Genomic DNA, 15,171 nt, shown 5'->3' on the forward strand with positions numbered 1-15,171 from the left:
GCATGCCGACGAATGCCGCGCGGGTCCTGCTGCGCATCCGCACGGCGCGCGACGCCGAAGCGCGCATGGATGCCGACTGCCGCGCCTTCTGCGATGCCGCGCCGTTGCGGCTGGAGCGTGTTGCATGCGCTTCGGCATCGGCGATGGCGTATGTTTATCTGCAGCCGATGCAGGAGGTCGCGACCGGCGATCTTCCGGCGTTGGCCGAGGCCTTTGCCCAGCGCTGCGATTGGGCCGGCGAGGTGCTGGCTTCGCGGCTCGAGCCGGTGTTCGACGTGGCCGGCGCGTCGGTGGCCGAGCCGGCCGCCTTTCACTACGTCGTCGAGATGGACCCCGAGGCCGGCTGGATGCCTGAGCTCACGCGCTGGTACGACACCGAGCACATGCCGGGCCTGGCGGCCGTGCCGGGCTGCGTCCGTGCACGGCGCTTCCTCAACCAGGGTCATGGGCCGTTGTCGCTGGCTTGCTATGACCTCGTGTCGGAGGAGACCTTGGGCTCGCCGGCCTGGCTCGCGGTGCGCGCGACCGCATGGAGCGACATCGCGCGACCGCATTTCATGAACACGCGCCGCACCATATTCCGCGTGCCGCCGCACGCGGCCCGGACGGATTCGAGGACAACCTAGAGACTGGCGAATCCAGTGTCGCCGGTATGGTCGCGCGCGGCCCAGTCGCTGATCCAGTCCCGGGCCTTGCGCTCCAGCGCATCGCAGGCGCTCGCGGCATCCGGGAAGTGGCCGGACAAGGCGATGCGGCAGCTGTGGACGCCGTCGCGCCACAGGTCGGCATGGCCGGCGAGCTGGCCCTCGCTGGGCTGCGCCGTGAGGCAGATGCGGATTTCCCAGCCTTCGTGCTCGATCCGCTTGACCTCGTCGTCTTCGTCCATCGTTCCTCCAACCATGTTTTTCGATGCCCGACGGTCGCGGCGCGGACATGCTTGGGTCGGATCGTAGCGGCAGCCGAATGCCGCTGCCGGAAAAGTGCTACCTACAGCAAGGTGAAGAAGCGCATCACGACCTGCGCGGGATGCCGCACGCCCGCGCCGACGAACATGCGCTCCCCGATCCAGCGCAACGAGGGCGACGCCGTCTCGAAGCTCGGGCTGCACCGGAAGTAGATCTGTGCCGGGTCCACCGGTTCCCCGCGCAGCAGCGCCGCCATGACCTCGGGGGGTGCCGCGCGCACGGCGCGGTTGTGGACATAGATCAGATCACCGGCATCGGTCTCGAGGCCATAGCGCGCGTCGAGTTCCGACAGCGTGTCGGATGCGATCAGCTGGAAGTCAGTGCCGCCCGGCAGCACGCGGGCGCGCCATCCGTTCCCGTGCGCCTGGCCGCCCGTGATGGGGACGAGCCGGCGCAGGCCGCGCGCGCTTTGGCTCAACACCTGCGGCGTGCCGACCTCGACCGTCAGGTCGGCGAAATACGCGAGAGCAGGTGCGGCGAGAGGGTCGAGCCCCGGCACGGCTCAGGTCTTTGTCGTCTCGGCGCTCGCCTTGTCGAGCGCCGCCATGGTGTCGGCATCGAGCTGCAGGCGCGTGGCCGCCGTCAGCTCGTCGAGCTGCTTCACCGAAGAAGCGCTCGCGATCGGCGCCGTGATGCCCGGCCGGGCGATCTGCCATGCCAGCGCGACCTGGCCCGGCGTCGCGCCGTGCGCGTTGGCGGCGGCATCGAGCGCGCCGAGGATGCGCAGGCCGCGTTCGTTGAGGTACTTCTTCGTCGTGTTGGCGCCGCGCGCGCTCTTTGCGGCATCGGCCTCGGTGCGGTACTTGCCGGTCAGGAAGCCCGCGGCCAGCGCGTAGAAGTTGATGACGCCGACACCGCGCTCCAGGCACAGCGGCCCCAGCGCATCCTCGAACACCGCGCGGTCGTAGAGGTTGTAGAGCGGCTGCAGGCTCTCGTAGCGCGGCAGGCCGGTGCGCTCGGCCAGGTCGAGCGCCTCGGCCAGGCGCGGCGCCGTGTAGTTGGACGCGCCGATCGCGCGCACCTTGCCGGCCTTGATCAGCTCGGCATAGGCGCCGAGCGTGTCTTCGAGCGGCGTGTCGGCATCGTCGGCGTGCGACTGGTAGAGATCGATGTGGTCGGTCTTCAGCCGCCGCAGCGAGGCCTCGACCTCCTCTCGGATGTAGGCCGGCGAGAGTCCCTTGCGGCCGTCGCCCATCGCCATGCCGACCTTGGTCGCGAGCACCACGCGGTTGCGCTTGCCGGTCTGCCGAAGCCATTTGCCGATGATGGTTTCCGATTCGCCGCCGACATGGCCGGGCACCCAGGCCGAGTAGACGTTGGCGGTATCGACGAAGTTGAAGCCGGCATCGAGCCAGGCATCCAGCAGCCGGAAGGAGAGAGCCTCGTCGACGGTCCATCCGAAGACGTTGCCGCCGAAGGCGAGGGGCGAGACTTGCAGGCCGGAACGGCCGAGGGGGCGAAGCTGCATGGTGATGGGGTTCCTCTTGAAAGATCAGACAAAGCCGATGGCGCCGAGCAGCGCGCCCGCGCCCAGCAGCCAGAGCAGATGGAGCCGGGTGCGCCACACGATGAATGCCGCGACGCCGGTGAGCAGCCACAGATGCCAGGCCGGCGCGCCGCCCGCGCGGTTGCCCGTGGCCAGCACCCAGCCGGTCGCGACCAGCAGGCCGACCACGATCGGCGCCATGCCCTGCTTGAAGGCGCGCACGCCGCGCCGGGTGCGGTTGCGATGGGCCCAGCGGGTCGCGATGTAGGTCAGCGTGGTGCTGGGCACCATGATGCCGATCATCGTGACCGCGAGGCCGAACAGGCCCAGCAGCCAGGCGTGCGGGCCGGCGCCGATGCCGCCGGCCGCATTGAGGCCGACGTTCCAGCCCATCAGCGCCACGAACAACACGTTGGGTCCGGGCGCGGCCTGCGCGATCGCGATCGAGGAGGTGAACTGCGCATTCGTCAGCCAGCCGTGCTGGTCGACGAGGTAGCGGTTCATGTCGGGCACGGTGGTGATGGCGCCGCTGATCGACAGCAGCGACAGCAGCATGTACTGCGCGAAGAGCGCCAGCCAGTCCTGCCAGTGCATCACGATCGTCACGGGCCGATCTTTCGCCAGGTCCAGAGGCAGCTCGCGCCGCCCAGCACCAGCAGGATCCAGCCGAGCGGAACGCGCACGATCGCGATGGCGGCGAACGCCAGGGTGACCAGCGCCAGGCACACGCCGAAGCCGAGCGGGTGCCGGCGCATGGCCGGCACCAGTTTGACGCCGGTGGCCGCAATCAGGCCGCCCGCCACCGCGCCCATGCCGCGCAGGGCACCCGCGACCTGCGCGTTGTCGGCGTAGTGGCTGTAGAGCACGGCGAGCGCCAGGATCACGCACAGGGGCAGCGTCAGCATGCCGGCCACGGCGGTGACGGCACCGCGCAGTCCGAAGTGGCGGTCGCCGATCATCAGCGCGAGGTTGATCACGTTCGGCCCCGGCAGGACCTGGGCCACGGCCCAGTCCTCGAGGAATTCATCGGGCGTGAGCCAGCGCTTCTTCTCGACGATCTCGCGCTGCACGACGGCCAGCACGCCGCCGAAACCCTGCAGGGCCAGCCAGGTGAACGAAAGGAAGAGGTCGCGCAAGGACTCGGGTCGCGGGCGACTGACGGGCGCTGCTGCCGTGGGGAGGGTGGGAGCCGTCTGCATTGCCGCCGATTATCGCGGCGCCGCGTGACCGGCGACTGCGCGGGGACTCTGCCGACACACGCGGCCTGTGCATGCTGCGACACTCGGGCCATGCAGGCACGTGCACTCTACGATCTCTTCAAACAGGCCCTGTCTTCCTGGAAGGCCGACTATGCGCCGAGCATGGGCGCGGCGCTGGCCTACTACACGGTCTTTTCGGTGGCGCCGCTGCTGCTGATCGTGATCTCGGTGGCCGGCCTCGTGTTCGGCCAGGAAGCGGCGCGCGGCGAGATCATCACGCAGCTGTCGGGCCTGATGGGCGAGCAGGGCGCGCGGGCGGTGCAGGGCATGCTCGAGGCCGTCAACAAGCCGCGGGAGGGCATCGTCGCGACGGTCGTCGGCATCGGCCTCCTGCTGCTCGGCGCGACCACGGTGTTCGGCGAACTGCAGGATGCGCTCGACCGCATCTGGCGCGCCCCGGCGCGCGACGAAGGCAAGAGCCTCTTCAACGTGCTGCGCGTGCGCCTCCTGTCCTTCAGCATGATCATGGGCATCGGCTTCCTGCTGATGGTGTCGCTGGTGGCGAGCGCGGCGCTGGCGGCGCTCGGCAAGTGGTGGGCGCCGATCTTCGGCGGCTGGGCGATGCTGGCGCAGGCGGTCAACTTCGTCTTCAGCTTCGGCATGGTCACCGTGGGCTTCGCGATGATCTACAAGATCATGCCGCGCGTGCGGGTGCAGTGGCGCGACGTCTGGGTCGGCGCCGCGGTGACGGCGCTGCTGTTCGCGATCGGCAAGCACCTGATCGGCCTCTACATCGGCAAGAGCAGCGTCGCCTCGGGCTACGGCGCGGCGGGCTCGCTGGTGGTGGTGCTGGTGTGGGTCTACTACTCGGCGCAGATCTTCCTGCTGGGCGCCGAGTTCACCTGGGTCTATGCGCACAGCTACGGCTCGCTCAGGCACACCGAGCGGCCCGAGGCGGCGTCGACGCCGACCCGCGGCGAGCCGCCCGCGAGGCCGGCCGCCTGAGCGCCGCGCGGCCGGACAACGCTCAGCGCTGCGGCATGTCCTTGGTCGAATAGCCCAGGCTCACGGTGGCATCGTCAGGGATCGCGGGCATGGTCGCATTCCAGTCCTGCCAGGCCTGGCGCATCGCAGCCAGCCGCTCCGGATGCTTCTTGCCCAGGTTGGCGCGCTCGCGCTCGTCGCCCGGGATGTTGAACAGGTACTCGTTGCCGTCCACCTGCAGGTACTTCCAGTCGCCCTCGCGCAGCGCGCGCTGCCCGCGGTGGTTCATGCGCCAGTGCAGCGGGCGCGCGAAACGCTTCGTCGCATCGCGCAGCACCGGCATCAGCGACACGCCGTCCAGCGGATAGCCCGCATCGGGCGCCACGCCCGCCGCATCCAGCAGCGTGGCCGACCAGTCCATCGTCATGCAGGGCTGCGCGCTCTGGCCGCCGGATGCGATCACCTGGGGCCAGTGCGCGATCCACGGCACGCGGATGCCGCCCTCGGTCAGGTCCATCTTGCCGCCCACCAGCGGCCAGTTGTCCGAGAAGCGCTCGCCGCCGTTGTCGCTGGTGAAGACCACCAGCGTGTCTTCGGCGATACCGTGCTTCTGGAGCGCTGCCATGATCCAGCCGATGCCCTCGTCCATGTGATGGATCATGCGCCGGTAGGTGTGGATGTTGCCGCCGGCCAGGTCGAACAGGTTGTCCTTGATGGCCGGCGCCTTGGCTGCATCCTCGCGCGTCTCCCACGGCCAGTGCGGTGCGGTGTAGTGCAGGCTCAGGAAGAAGGGGGCTTGCTGCTGCGCCATGCGCTCGACGTAGTCCACCGCGCGGCGCGATAGCAGGTCGGTGAGGTAGCCGTCTTCCTGCTTGTCCTCCTCGCCGGACCACAGGTCGTGGCGGCCGGAGGAATCGCAGTGGGTGAAGTAATCCACGCCGCCCGACATCGGGCCGAAGAACTCCTCGTAGCCCGAGCGCAAGGGGCCGAAGGCCGGCGGAAAGCCCAGGTGCCACTTGCCGATGAGGGCGGTGCGGTAGCCCGCGTCGCGCAGCAGCGAGGGCAGGGTGGGATGCGCAGGCGGCAGGCCCAGCGACGTGCTGCCGCGGCTCTTGCTGTTGATCGGTTCCTCGGCCGCGCCGCGCAGGCGGTACTGGTAGCGCGCGGTCATGAGGGCGAAGCGCGTGGGCGAGCACACGGGCGAATTGGCATAGCCCTGCGTGAACTGGATGCCGTTGGCGGCCAGGCCGTCGAGCACGGGGGAGACGGGGCCGAAGGCCGCATCGCGGCCGCCGTAGCAGCCCAGGTCCGCGAAGCCGAGGTCGTCGGCCACGATGAAGATCAGGTTGGGGCGCTGGGGCATGGGGTGACTCAATCGGCTTTCATGCCGGTGGATTTGACGATCTTCCCATAGCGCACGCTGCTGGCCGCGAGACGGTCGGATGCGGCCTGGCCGGTCTCGCCGAGCGCCACCATGTCGAGGCTCGCCAGGCGGCTCTTGAGTTCCGGCGTCGCCAGCGCCGTCTGCAGGGCGCGGCGCAATGTCTCGACCACCGGCTCGGGCGTCGCGGCCGGCACCATCGCCATGTAGAGCACTTCGAACTCGAGGTTCTTGAGACCGAGCTCGCCGACCGTGGGCACGTCGGGCAGCAGCGGCGATCGCTGGCTGCCGGTAACGGCCAGCGGCTTCACCTTGCCGCTCTGCACCTGCGGAAACAACCCCGGCGTGGCGAGGATGCCCGCCTGCACTTCGTTCGACAGCAAGGCCAGCACGGCCGGCGCGTTGCCCTTGTAGGGCACGTGCGTGATCTTGGCGCCGGTCGCCTGGGCGAAGATCTCTGCCGCGATGTGGCCGGGGCTGCCGTTGCCGGCGGAGGCGAAGGTGACATCCTGCGTCTTGGCGCGGGCCACGAAGTCCGGCAGCGTCTTGACGCCGAGCGAAGGATTGACGCCGAAGGTCAGGCCCGAGGAGCTGAAGATCATCAGCGGCTTCAGGTCCTTCGGGGCGAAGGGCATGGACGCATAGAGGTGCGGATTGATGGTGACGGTGGTGTCGATGGTCAGCAGCACCGTGTAGCCGTCGGCCGGGCTCTTGGCGACGGCGTCCGCGCCGATGTTGCCGCCGGCGCCGGGACGATTTTCGACGACGAAGGGCTGCTTGAGCTCCTTGTTCAGCGGTACGGCCAGCGCGCGCCCCAGGATGTCGAGCGGACCGCCCGGCGGGAAGTTGGTGATGAACTTGACCGGCTTCGAGGGATAGGCGGCGTCGGCGCGGGCCGCGCCGGCGCCCAGGCTGCCGACGACGAAGGCCGCGCAGGCCAGCAGGCTGAAGAGGCGCTGCGGGCCGCGCAGGGAAGAGGGATGGGTCATGCGGGAGTCTCCGGGATCGATGGCCTGCCATGGCGAACGGGCGTCGTCGCGGCGACGTGCAGGCCACGGCACTTTAGAAGCTCGGCGGTGACGGCACAACTGAAAGCTGTTCTGCCTGCTATTCCTGCTTGTTATATTTGAAATCCTCATTCCAAGCGCCACGGATTTTCCAGCCATGAACTTTGCTCGCCTCAAGCTGCGCCATCTGCAGTGCCTCGCCATGGTGGCGCAGGAACGCAATCTGGTCCGCGCAGCCAAGGCGATGGCGCTCACGCAGCCCGCAGTCTCCAAGACCATCGCCGAGCTCGAGGACATCGTGGGCCGCCGGCTCCTGGTGCGGCGGCGCCGCGGCGTCGATCTGACGCCGGCCGGCGAGGTGCTGGTCCAGCATGCGGTGGCCACCTTGCGCGGGCTGCGCGAAGGATTGTCGCTGGCGCTGGACCAGCCGGAGGTCGATCAGATCCAGGTCGCGGTCGGTGCCTTGCCGAACATGGCGGCGGGCTTGCTGCCGGCGGCCGTCGCGTCGCTGACCGCATCGGAGCCCGCGCTGCGCGTGCGCGTCGTCAGCGGAACCAATGCGCAATTGATGACGCAGCTGCGGCAGGGCGAGATCGACCTCGTGCTCGGCCGGCTCGCGCAGGCTTCGGCCATGGTCGACCTGGCCTTCGAGCAGCTCTACAGCGAACCGCTGCTGCTGGTTGCGCGCCCCGCGCATCCGCTCGCCGCACTGCGCCGTCCGGCGCTCGATGCGCTGGCGGATTTTCCGCTGGTGGTGCCGGTCCACGGCACGCTCATTCGCGATACCACCGACGCCTTCCTGCTCGCGCGCGGCACGGCGCCGCCCCGGTGCGTCATCGAGGCCACCGACACCAGCTTCGTGCTGGGCCTGCTCCAGCGGACCGACGCGATCTGGTTCGCGCCCCAGGGCGCCGTCGATGCCGCACTGGCGCGCGGCGAGTTGTGCCGCCTGGCTTTCGATACCGCCAGCACGGAAGGTTCGGTCGGACTGACGACGCGCCGCGCCAGCGAACTCGGCGAAGGCGCGCGCCGGCTGATGGCGGCGGTGCATGGCGTGTTGCGCCAGTCCGCGCGGCCGGCCGCATCCGACCGGCCGAAAGCGCCGCGGCGTCCGCGCGCGCACTGAAGCGGGTCCGGATCCCCGGCATACTCGATCTTCGCCGCCCGAATGCCATGCCCGGAAAATTCTCGACCCCGCACAGCCGCCTTCGACTCGCCGGCGTCATCGTCCTGCTCGTGGGTCTGCTGGCCGCGCTGTGCGTCCATATCTCTGCCGCGGACTCGCCCGACACGAACGTCGGCGGCTACCGGATCGTGAACGGGCATGCCTATGCCGTGCCGTTCGACAGCTCGTCCGGCGAAGAACAGCAACTGGAACGCCTGGGCGGGAAGGCGGCGGTGTGGACCTATCGCTTCGATCGCTGGCTTGCGTCGCTCTGGCATGGGGAGCGCCTGGCCTGCACGCTGGCCGCGCTCTCCGCGATCATCATGCTCGCGTGTTTTCATGTCGCCGGCCTGATGGCCGTCGACCCTGACGCATAGGCGCCGGGCTGCCGCTCGCTTCAGCGCGCCGGTGCCAGCACGGGCTGGCGCGATTCCCTCGCCGCGAGCGCCCAGCGCGCCAGTTCGTCCGCCGGCATCGGCCGTGCGAAGAAATAGCCCTGGAACTCGTCGCAGCCCAGGCGCATGAGGATGTCGTGCTGGCCCTGGGTTTCGACGCCCTCGGCCACCACGGTGAGACTGAGCGCATGTGCCAGCCGGATCACTGCTTCGACCACGGCGCGCGCGTCTTCCTTCGTTTCCAGCTCCTGCACGAAGCTGCCGTCGATCTTGAGCTGCCGGGCCGGCAACTGCCGCAGATGGCTCAGGCTCGAATAGCCGGTGCCGAAATCGTCGATCGACAGGTACACGCCGATGAGCGACAAGCCCTCGAAGGTGCGCTTGGTGGCCGTGATGTCCTCCATCGCCACCGATTCGGTGATCTCGCACAAGAGCTGCGAGCGCAGCACGTCGTGCCGCCGCAGTGCCTCTTCCACCTTGTCGGCCAGGCCGCCTTCGCGCAGCTGCAGCGCCGACAGATTGATCGCCACCCGCATGTGCAGGCCCTGCTTGCTCCATGCGGCCACCTGCCGGCAGGCTTCGTCGATGATCCAGTCGCCCAGGCGCACGATGAGGCCGAAGCGCTCCGTCAGGTTGATGAACTCCGCCGGACCGACCAGCCCGCGCTGCGGATGGTTCCAGCGCACCAGCGCCTCCACGCCGCTGATCTGGTTGCGGCGCGCGTCGATCTTCGGTTGATAGTAGAGCTCGAACTGGTTGCGCTCGATCGCCACCCGCAGGTCGCTCAGGAGCTGGAGCTGGCCCGCGACGTCGACGCCCATCGACGACTCGAAGACGGCGTAGTTGCCGCCGCCGCCGCGCTTGGCCTGGCGCATGGCCGCGTCGGCATTGGCGACCAGCTTGCCCGGTTCTCCCTGGTCCGGATGGATCACGATGCCGATCGAGCACGCGATCTGCAACTGCTTGCCTGCGAGCTCGAAGGGCTGGGCCAGGGCCCGCAGAATGCGCTTGGCCATCTGCACGCAATCGGCGGTGTCCAGCACGCCTTCGAGCAGGACCAGGAATTCGTCGGCGCCGACGCGCGCCACCGTATCGCTGGCGCGTGCTTCGCGGCTCAGCCGGTCGGCCGTCGCGCGCAGGACCTGGTCGCCTGCCGCATGGCCGAAGGAATCGTTGATGGGCTTGAAGCCGTCGAGGTCCACGAACAGCACGGCGATCCGTTCCACGATCTGCACGTTGTTGGCGCGATTGATCCGCGTCAGTGCATGGCCGAGCCGATCCTCGAACAGCACGCGATTGGCCAGGCCGGTCAATGGGTCGCCGAGGGCGTGCTGCTGCAGCTCCTGGTTGGCGGATTGCAGCTGCGCGTTCGACTCCTGCAGCGAGCGCGTCAGCCGCATCGCGACGATCTGCAGCCGGGACTCCAGGATCGACGCATAGAGGATGCCGAGCAGCAGCACGCCGGTTCCCACGGCGACGACGGCCGCCAGCCCCTTGCCGTGGATGCCGTCGATGCTCAGGCACACCGAATCTGCCGGAAATTTGGCAGCGTCCATGCCGGTGAAGTGCATCGCGCAGACGGTGGTGGCCATCGTCAGCGCCGCAAGCAGATGGATGGACGGCCGCGGCAACTCGCGCATCTGCATCAGCCGGTGGAAGAGGGTCAGGATCACCGCCGAGGCGCCCACGGCGATCAGCAGGGACAGGGCCACGGTCGGCATGTGCCAGGCGATGCCGGGCTTCATGTCCAGCGCGGCCATGCCGATGTAGTGCATACCGCCGAGGCCCGCGCCCACGACCAGCGCGCCGGGCGCGATCAGGACGTCACCGGGCCGGCTGGCGATCCAGAGCGCGATGCCGGCCGCCGCCATCGCCGAGGCCCAGGACAGCGCCGTCATCGCCGCCGCCAAGCCCAGCGGGATGGGCAGCGAGAAGCCGAGCAGGCCGACGAACTGCATCGCCCAGATGCCGGTTCCCAGCACGAACGAGCCGGCCGCCCACCATGGAAGATTCAGCTCGCCCGAGGACGTCCTGGCGCGGCGCGCCAGATCGAGCGCGACGTAGAAAGTCAGGCTCGCGATGACCACCGAAGCCGCGATGAACCACAGGTCGTAGTGAGGGGTAAGAAGCATCGGCTCGGGGGTCACCAGGGGGAGTATCGTCGCAAGCGTCAAATTGTGAGGTGTGTTTCACGTTGTCGAAACGCGCGGGAACACACCGAGTACGAAGGAAGTTTTCGTTCGGCAACTATCACGGCTGCACCTTCGAGTATCGGCAGACTTTGCCGCAAATGTAGGCCGCGCGCCGGGGATTTCGTGCCCGAGGTGCGCAGGTTTCCGATGCAATTGCGTCAACCTGCACGTTGCAGGTCCAAGCCCGGCGACACCGTCAGCATCCCGCTCCGGCACATCGACCATCCTGATCGTGGCGCGTGGGGCGAACCACGCGGGCAGACCTCGCTGCCGGCCAGCTACCACAGCGGCCTCGATGCGGTGATCGCGGCCAACTGGCATTGAGCGCGCGTGGCCTGCTGCGGCGCTGGTCTTCTCAGACCAGCGTCGCCCGGCGCACCGCCAGTTCCCATTGCGCCATCGCCTCGTCGGCCCTGGCGCGGCTCATCGTCGGCATGAAGCGCCGCTCGACGCGCCACAGCTTCGACAGCTGGGCTGCATCGCCGTACACGCCGGTCGACAGGCCCGCGAGGTAGGCCGCGCCCAGCGCCGTGGTCTCGGTCACCTCGGGCCGCACCACCGGAATCCCCAGCAGATCGGCCTGGAACTGCATCAGCAGATCGTTGACGGCCGCGCCGCCATCGACGCGCAGCTCGGCCACCGGCGTGCCTCCCGCGGCGACGGCATCGCGGCTCATGGCCTGCAGCAGTGCGGCGCTCTGGTAGGCGATGCTTTCCAGCGCGGCGCGCGCGATGTGGGCGAGCGTCGTGCCGCGCGTCAGGCCGGTGATGGTGCCGCGCGCGTCGGCGTTCCAGTAGGGCGCGCCGAGGCCGGTGAAGGCGGGCACCATCATCACGCCGCCCGCATCGGACACGCTCTCGGCCAGCGACTGCACCTGCGCGCTGCCCTGGATCGCCTTGAGGCCGTCCCGCAGCCATTGCACCACCGCGCCGCCGACGAACACGCTGCCTTCCATCGCGTACTGCGGCTGGGCGCTGGTCTGCGCCGCGCTGGTCACGAGCAGGCCGTTCTGCGAGGGCTGAAAGGCCGCGCCCGTGTGCATCAGCAGGAAGCAGCCGGTGCCGTAGGTGTTCTTGGCCATGCCGGCCTCGAAGCAGGCCTGGCCGAAGAGGGCGCTCTGCTGGTCGCCCGCGACGCCGCCGATGGGCAGGCTGCGGTCGAGGAGATGCGCATCGGTGTCGGCGAAGTGCGCACTCGAGGGCTTCACCTGCGGCATCAGCGAGGCGGGAATGTCCAGTGCCTTCATGAGCTCGGCATCCCATTGGTTGTCGTGCACGTTGAACAGCATCGTGCGCGAGGCGTTGCTCACGTCGGTGACGTGCACCTTGCCGCCGGTCAGCTGCCAGATGAGCCAGCTGTCGATGGTGCCGAAGGCCAGCTCGCCGCGGTCGGCCGCGGCGCGCGCGCCGGGCACGTGGTCGAGCAGCCAGCGCAGTTTGGTGGCCGAGAAGTAGGCGTCGATCACGAGACCGGTCTTCTCGCGGATGGTGTCGGTCATGCCGTCCTCGCGCAGCCGCGCGCACAGCGGTTCGGCACGGCGGTCCTGCCAGACGACGGCGTGATGCACCGGATGGCCGGTCTTGCGGTTCCACAGCACCGTGGTCTCGCGCTGGTTGGTGATGCCGATGGCGTGGATGTCGCTCGCCTTCAGCGCGGCCTTGGCGAGCACCTCGCGCGCGGTCGCGAGCTGGTGAGTCCAGATCTCCATCGGATCGTGCTCGACCCAGCCGGGCTGCGGATAGATCTGCGTGAGTTCCTTCTGCGCGATGGCGACGATGCGGCCCTCGCGGTCGAAGACGATGCTGCGAGAGCTCGACGTGCCCTGGTCGAGGGCGAGCAGGTAGGTCATGACGAAAAATCCTTCAGGGTTCGCGAGCAATATCGCAGCGCACCTGCGCCTCTTCCAGCAACGCGGGAAAGGGCGGCGGCGGCTCCGCGTCGGTGAACAGGCGGTCGATCTGCGACAGCTTCGCCACCTCGATCATCGCCGGCCGGTTGAACTTGCTGGCATCGGCCGCGAGCCAGACCTCGCGCGCCTGCGCGATGATGGTCTGCGCCACCTTCACCTCGCGCAGGTCGAAGTCGCGCAGCGTGCCGTCGGCCTCGATGCTCGACACGCCGATGAGCGCGATGTCGACCTTGAACTGGCGGATGAAATCCACCGTCGCCTCGCCCACGATGGCGCGGTCGCGCAGCCGCACCGAGCCGCCGGCCACGATCACTTCGCAGGCCGGGTTGCCGCTCAGGAGGGTCGCCACGTTGAGGTTGTTGGTGATCACGCGCAGGCCGGTGTGGCGCAGCAGCGCCTTGGCGATCGCCTCGGTCGTGGTGCCGATGTTGAGGATCAGCGAGCAATCGTTCGGCACCTGTGCCGCCACCGCGCGCGCGATGCGCGCCTTGCCTTCGGCATGCAGCGTCTCGCGCTGCTGGTAGCCGATGTTCTCGATGGTCGAACTGGGCATGCGCACGCCGCCGTGGAAGCGCGTCAGATGGCCCTCGTCGGCGAGCCGTTGCACGTCGCGGCGCACGGTCTGCAGCGTGACGCCGAGCATCTCGGCCAGTTGCTCGACCGTGACCGAACCCCGCACGCGGACGGTATCGAGCAGCTTGATCTGGCGGGGATTGGAGTTCATCGAGAGGGGGCGGCCGGGCGCTTGCTCACTTTAGAACGAAAAGAAACGAATGGACTCAAGGGAAAACACGAAGGAAAATCGCGCCCTAAGGAATCAAGATGAGCGAATACGAAAATTATTCGAGCGCAAAGGGCCACCCAGCCCGCAGGCCCACCCACCTCCACCTCGTGAGCGCCAACCCTCCCTCCCCATCCGCCGGCGTGACCGATTGCGACGTGCTGATCGTCGGCGGCGGCATCAACGGCTGCGGCATCGCGCGCGATCTCGCGGGCCGCGGCTGGCGCGTCGTGCTGTGCGAGAAGGACGACCTGGCCGCGCACACCTCGTCGTCTTCCACCAAGCTGATCCATGGCGGGCTGCGCTATCTCGAGTACTACGAGTTCTCGCTGGTGCGCAAGGCACTGCAGGAGCGCGAGGTGCTGCTGCGCAGCGCGCCGCACATCATGGCGCCGCTGCGTTTCGTGATGCCGCACGATCCGTCGATGCGGCCGGCCTGGATGGTGCGCATCGGTCTCTTCATGTACGACCATCTCGCCAGGCGCGAAGTTCTTCCCGGCTCGCGCTCGGTCGACCTGCGCCGCCATGCGGCGGGCGCGCCGCTCAAGCCGCAGTTCAAGCGCGGCTTCATCTATTCCGATGGCTGGGTCGACGACGCGCGGCTGGTGGTGCTCAATGCGCTCGATGCGCGCGCGCGCGGCGCCGAGGTGCTGACCCGTACGCGCTGCGTCAGCGCGCAGCGCGATGCCCGGGGCTGGACCGCCGAGCTCGAAGGGCCCGCCGGCCGGCGCATGGTGCGCGCGCGGGCCGTGGTCAATGCCGCGGGGCCATGGGCCGAATCCTTCCTGCGCGGCGTGGCGCATCCGGCGCAGGGCGAGGCGCTCGCGACGCGGCATTTGCGCCTCGTCAAAGGCAGCCACATCGTGGTGCCGCGCCTGTTCACGCACGACCACGCCTACATCTTCCAGAACCCCGACAAGCGGATCATCTTCGCCATTCCCTACCAGGACGACTTCACGCTCATCGGCACCACCGACATCGAGCTGCATGGCGACGATCCGGGCGCGGCCCGCATCGCCGATGACGAGATCGACTACCTGTGCACGCAGGCCAGCCGCTATTTCGAAAAACCCGTGCAGCCGTCCGACGTGGTCTGGACCTACTCCGGCGTGCGCCCCCTGCTCGACGACGATTCGGGTGATCCGTCGGCCGTGACGCGCGACTACATGCTCGAGTCGAACACCACGGCGGCGCCGCTGCTGTCGGTCTGGGGCGGCAAGATCACCACCTTCCGCAAGCTGGCGGAGGATGCGTCCGACGAGATCGGCAGGATGCTCGGCGAGTCGCGCCCCGCGTGGACCCATGGCGCCTTCATGGCCGGCGGCGATCTCTCGGGCTGGATCGGCGCCCGCACGCAGGGCTCGCGGCCCGGCGACGAGTTCGCGCGTTTCGTGGAAGCGGTGCGCGCCCGGTATCCGTGGCTCGATGCCGCGCTTGCGCAGCGGCTCGCGCGGGCCTACGGCGCGCGCATCTCGGAAGTGATCGGCGACGCGCGATCGATGGCCGACATGGGCGCGGCCGTCGCGCCCGGGCTTCACGAGCGTGAACTGCGCTATCTGCAGGACCAGGAATGGGCCGTGAGCGGCGAGGACGTGCTCTGGCGCCGATCGAAGCTCGGGCTGCACATCACGCCGGCGCAGCGCGATCAGGTGAGCGCCTGGATGCAGGCCCATGGGGCGGCCCGGGCAGCGCAGATCGCCCACTGAT

Annotated in this window: 16 protein-coding genes; 6 read left to right on the forward strand and 10 right to left on the reverse strand. The window is 68.9% G+C overall.

Annotated features, from left to right (window positions below; genetic code table 11):
* Positions 1 to 2 precede the first annotated feature (2 nt).
* The gene (locus tag E5P2_RS37690; RefSeq protein WP_232080639.1) at positions 3 to 626 is read left to right on the forward strand and encodes a hypothetical protein; all 624 of its coding nucleotides are present in this window, start codon (positions 3 to 5) and stop codon (positions 624 to 626) included.
* Here E5P2_RS37690 and E5P2_RS09850 read toward each other — a convergent pair.
* From E5P2_RS09850 to E5P2_RS09870, 5 genes are all read right to left on the reverse strand, one after another.
* Positions 623 to 886 (reverse strand): hypothetical protein, encoded by a 264-nt coding sequence (locus tag E5P2_RS09850; RefSeq protein WP_162566912.1) that lies wholly within the window; start codon positions 884 to 886, stop codon positions 623 to 625. The genes E5P2_RS37690 and E5P2_RS09850 overlap by 4 nt on opposite strands.
* 101 nt (positions 887 to 987) lie before the next feature.
* Positions 988 to 1,464, reverse strand: a complete 477-nt coding sequence (locus E5P2_RS09855) for a DUF3237 domain-containing protein (RefSeq protein ID WP_162566913.1) — start codon at positions 1,462 to 1,464, stop codon at positions 988 to 990.
* 3 nt (positions 1,465 to 1,467) lie between these two features.
* Positions 1,468 to 2,433 (reverse strand): aldo/keto reductase, encoded by a 966-nt coding sequence (locus E5P2_RS09860; RefSeq protein ID WP_162566914.1) that lies wholly within the window; start codon positions 2,431 to 2,433, stop codon positions 1,468 to 1,470.
* A gap of 24 nt (positions 2,434 to 2,457) precedes the next feature.
* On the reverse strand, positions 2,458 to 3,045 hold the full coding sequence (locus tag E5P2_RS09865; protein WP_174262719.1) for a chromate transporter: 588 nt from the start codon (positions 3,043 to 3,045) through the stop codon (positions 2,458 to 2,460).
* A gap of 8 nt (positions 3,046 to 3,053) precedes the next feature.
* Positions 3,054 to 3,650 carry a chromate transporter gene (locus E5P2_RS09870; protein ID WP_162566916.1) on the reverse strand — a complete coding sequence of 199 codons (597 nt, stop codon included), beginning with the start codon at positions 3,648 to 3,650 and terminating at the stop codon, positions 3,054 to 3,056.
* A gap of 90 nt (positions 3,651 to 3,740) precedes the next feature.
* Here E5P2_RS09870 and E5P2_RS09875 point away from each other — a divergent pair, with 90 nt between their 5' ends.
* Positions 3,741 to 4,655: a YihY/virulence factor BrkB family protein gene (locus E5P2_RS09875; RefSeq protein WP_162566917.1), complete on the forward strand. Its 915-nt coding sequence runs from the start codon at positions 3,741 to 3,743 to the stop codon at positions 4,653 to 4,655.
* A 22-nt stretch (positions 4,656 to 4,677) separates the two neighbouring features.
* Here E5P2_RS09875 and E5P2_RS09880 read toward each other — a convergent pair whose 3' ends face one another.
* Both E5P2_RS09880 and E5P2_RS09885 read right to left on the reverse strand, forming a co-directional pair.
* Complete coding sequence (locus E5P2_RS09880; RefSeq protein WP_162566918.1) at positions 4,678 to 5,997, reverse strand: sulfatase family protein; 1,320 nt, start codon at positions 5,995 to 5,997, stop codon at positions 4,678 to 4,680.
* An 8-nt stretch (positions 5,998 to 6,005) separates the two neighbouring features.
* Entirely contained in the window at positions 6,006 to 7,004 is a 999-nt protein-coding gene (locus tag E5P2_RS09885; protein WP_162566919.1) for a Bug family tripartite tricarboxylate transporter substrate binding protein, read from the reverse strand.
* Between the two features lie 175 nt (positions 7,005 to 7,179).
* Between E5P2_RS09885 and E5P2_RS09890 the strand changes: the two genes are divergently transcribed.
* Together E5P2_RS09890 and E5P2_RS09895 are read left to right on the forward strand one after the other, a co-directional pair.
* A complete protein-coding gene (locus E5P2_RS09890) occupies positions 7,180 to 8,148 on the forward strand; it encodes a LysR substrate-binding domain-containing protein (RefSeq protein ID WP_162566920.1) in 969 nt (322 codons plus the stop codon).
* Between the two features lie 47 nt (positions 8,149 to 8,195).
* Entirely contained in the window at positions 8,196 to 8,564 is a 369-nt protein-coding gene (locus E5P2_RS09895; RefSeq protein ID WP_162566921.1) for a hypothetical protein, read from the forward strand.
* A gap of 20 nt (positions 8,565 to 8,584) precedes the next feature.
* On the opposite strand, the gene E5P2_RS09900 is transcribed toward E5P2_RS09895, so the two are convergent.
* A complete protein-coding gene (locus E5P2_RS09900; protein ID WP_162570424.1) occupies positions 8,585 to 10,714 on the reverse strand; it encodes a putative bifunctional diguanylate cyclase/phosphodiesterase in 2,130 nt (709 codons plus the stop codon).
* A gap of 207 nt (positions 10,715 to 10,921) precedes the next feature.
* Here E5P2_RS09900 and E5P2_RS09905 point away from each other — a divergent pair, with 207 nt between their 5' ends.
* Positions 10,922 to 11,098, forward strand: coding sequence for a hypothetical protein (locus E5P2_RS09905; RefSeq protein ID WP_162566922.1), 177 nt, complete (start codon positions 10,922 to 10,924; stop codon positions 11,096 to 11,098).
* 31 nt (positions 11,099 to 11,129) lie between these two features.
* Here E5P2_RS09905 and glpK read toward each other — a convergent pair whose 3' ends face one another.
* Entirely contained in the window at positions 11,130 to 12,623 is a 1,494-nt protein-coding gene (gene glpK / locus E5P2_RS09910) for a glycerol kinase GlpK (RefSeq protein ID WP_162566923.1), read from the reverse strand.
* Positions 12,624 to 12,636: 13 nt separating this feature from the next.
* Entirely contained in the window at positions 12,637 to 13,407 is a 771-nt protein-coding gene (locus tag E5P2_RS09915; RefSeq protein ID WP_162566924.1) for a DeoR/GlpR family DNA-binding transcription regulator, read from the reverse strand.
* A gap of 98 nt (positions 13,408 to 13,505) precedes the next feature.
* Between E5P2_RS09915 and glpD the strand changes: the two genes are divergently transcribed.
* Complete coding sequence (gene glpD / locus E5P2_RS09920; protein ID WP_162566925.1) at positions 13,506 to 15,170, forward strand: glycerol-3-phosphate dehydrogenase; 1,665 nt, start codon at positions 13,506 to 13,508, stop codon at positions 15,168 to 15,170.
* Position 15,171 lies beyond the last annotated feature (1 nt).

Origin of the sequence: Variovorax sp. SRS16, assembly GCF_901827165.1 — a bacterium.
Classification (GTDB): Bacteria; Pseudomonadota; Gammaproteobacteria; order Burkholderiales; family Burkholderiaceae_C; genus Variovorax.

Excerpts from the sequence above, each read along its gene's own strand:
- E5P2_RS37690 (WP_232080639.1), top strand. The coding sequence starts at position 3 with ATGCCGACGAATGCCGCGCGGGTCCTGCTGCGCATCCGCACGGCGCGC.
- E5P2_RS09850 (WP_162566912.1), bottom strand. The coding sequence starts at position 886 with ATGGACGAAGACGACGAGGTCAAGCGGATCGAGCACGAAGGCTGGGAA.
- E5P2_RS09860 (WP_162566914.1), bottom strand. The coding sequence starts at position 2,433 with ATGCAGCTTCGCCCCCTCGGCCGTTCCGGCCTGCAAGTCTCGCCCCTC.
- E5P2_RS09865 (WP_174262719.1), bottom strand. The coding sequence starts at position 3,045 with ATGCACTGGCAGGACTGGCTGGCGCTCTTCGCGCAGTACATGCTGCTG.
- E5P2_RS09870 (WP_162566916.1), bottom strand. The coding sequence starts at position 3,650 with ATGCAGACGGCTCCCACCCTCCCCACGGCAGCAGCGCCCGTCAGTCGC.
- E5P2_RS09875 (WP_162566917.1), top strand. The coding sequence starts at position 3,741 with ATGCAGGCACGTGCACTCTACGATCTCTTCAAACAGGCCCTGTCTTCC.
- E5P2_RS09880 (WP_162566918.1), bottom strand. The coding sequence starts at position 5,997 with ATGCCCCAGCGCCCCAACCTGATCTTCATCGTGGCCGACGACCTCGGC.
- E5P2_RS09885 (WP_162566919.1), bottom strand. The coding sequence starts at position 7,004 with ATGACCCATCCCTCTTCCCTGCGCGGCCCGCAGCGCCTCTTCAGCCTG.
- E5P2_RS09890 (WP_162566920.1), top strand. The coding sequence starts at position 7,180 with ATGAACTTTGCTCGCCTCAAGCTGCGCCATCTGCAGTGCCTCGCCATG.
- E5P2_RS09895 (WP_162566921.1), top strand. The coding sequence starts at position 8,196 with ATGCCCGGAAAATTCTCGACCCCGCACAGCCGCCTTCGACTCGCCGGC.
- E5P2_RS09900 (WP_162570424.1), bottom strand. The coding sequence starts at position 10,714 with ATGCTTCTTACCCCTCACTACGACCTGTGGTTCATCGCGGCTTCGGTG.
- E5P2_RS09905 (WP_162566922.1), top strand. The coding sequence starts at position 10,922 with ATGCAATTGCGTCAACCTGCACGTTGCAGGTCCAAGCCCGGCGACACC.
- glpK (WP_162566923.1), bottom strand. The coding sequence starts at position 12,623 with ATGACCTACCTGCTCGCCCTCGACCAGGGCACGTCGAGCTCTCGCAGC.
- E5P2_RS09915 (WP_162566924.1), bottom strand. The coding sequence starts at position 13,407 with ATGAACTCCAATCCCCGCCAGATCAAGCTGCTCGATACCGTCCGCGTG.
- glpD (WP_162566925.1), top strand. The coding sequence starts at position 13,506 with ATGAGCGAATACGAAAATTATTCGAGCGCAAAGGGCCACCCAGCCCGC.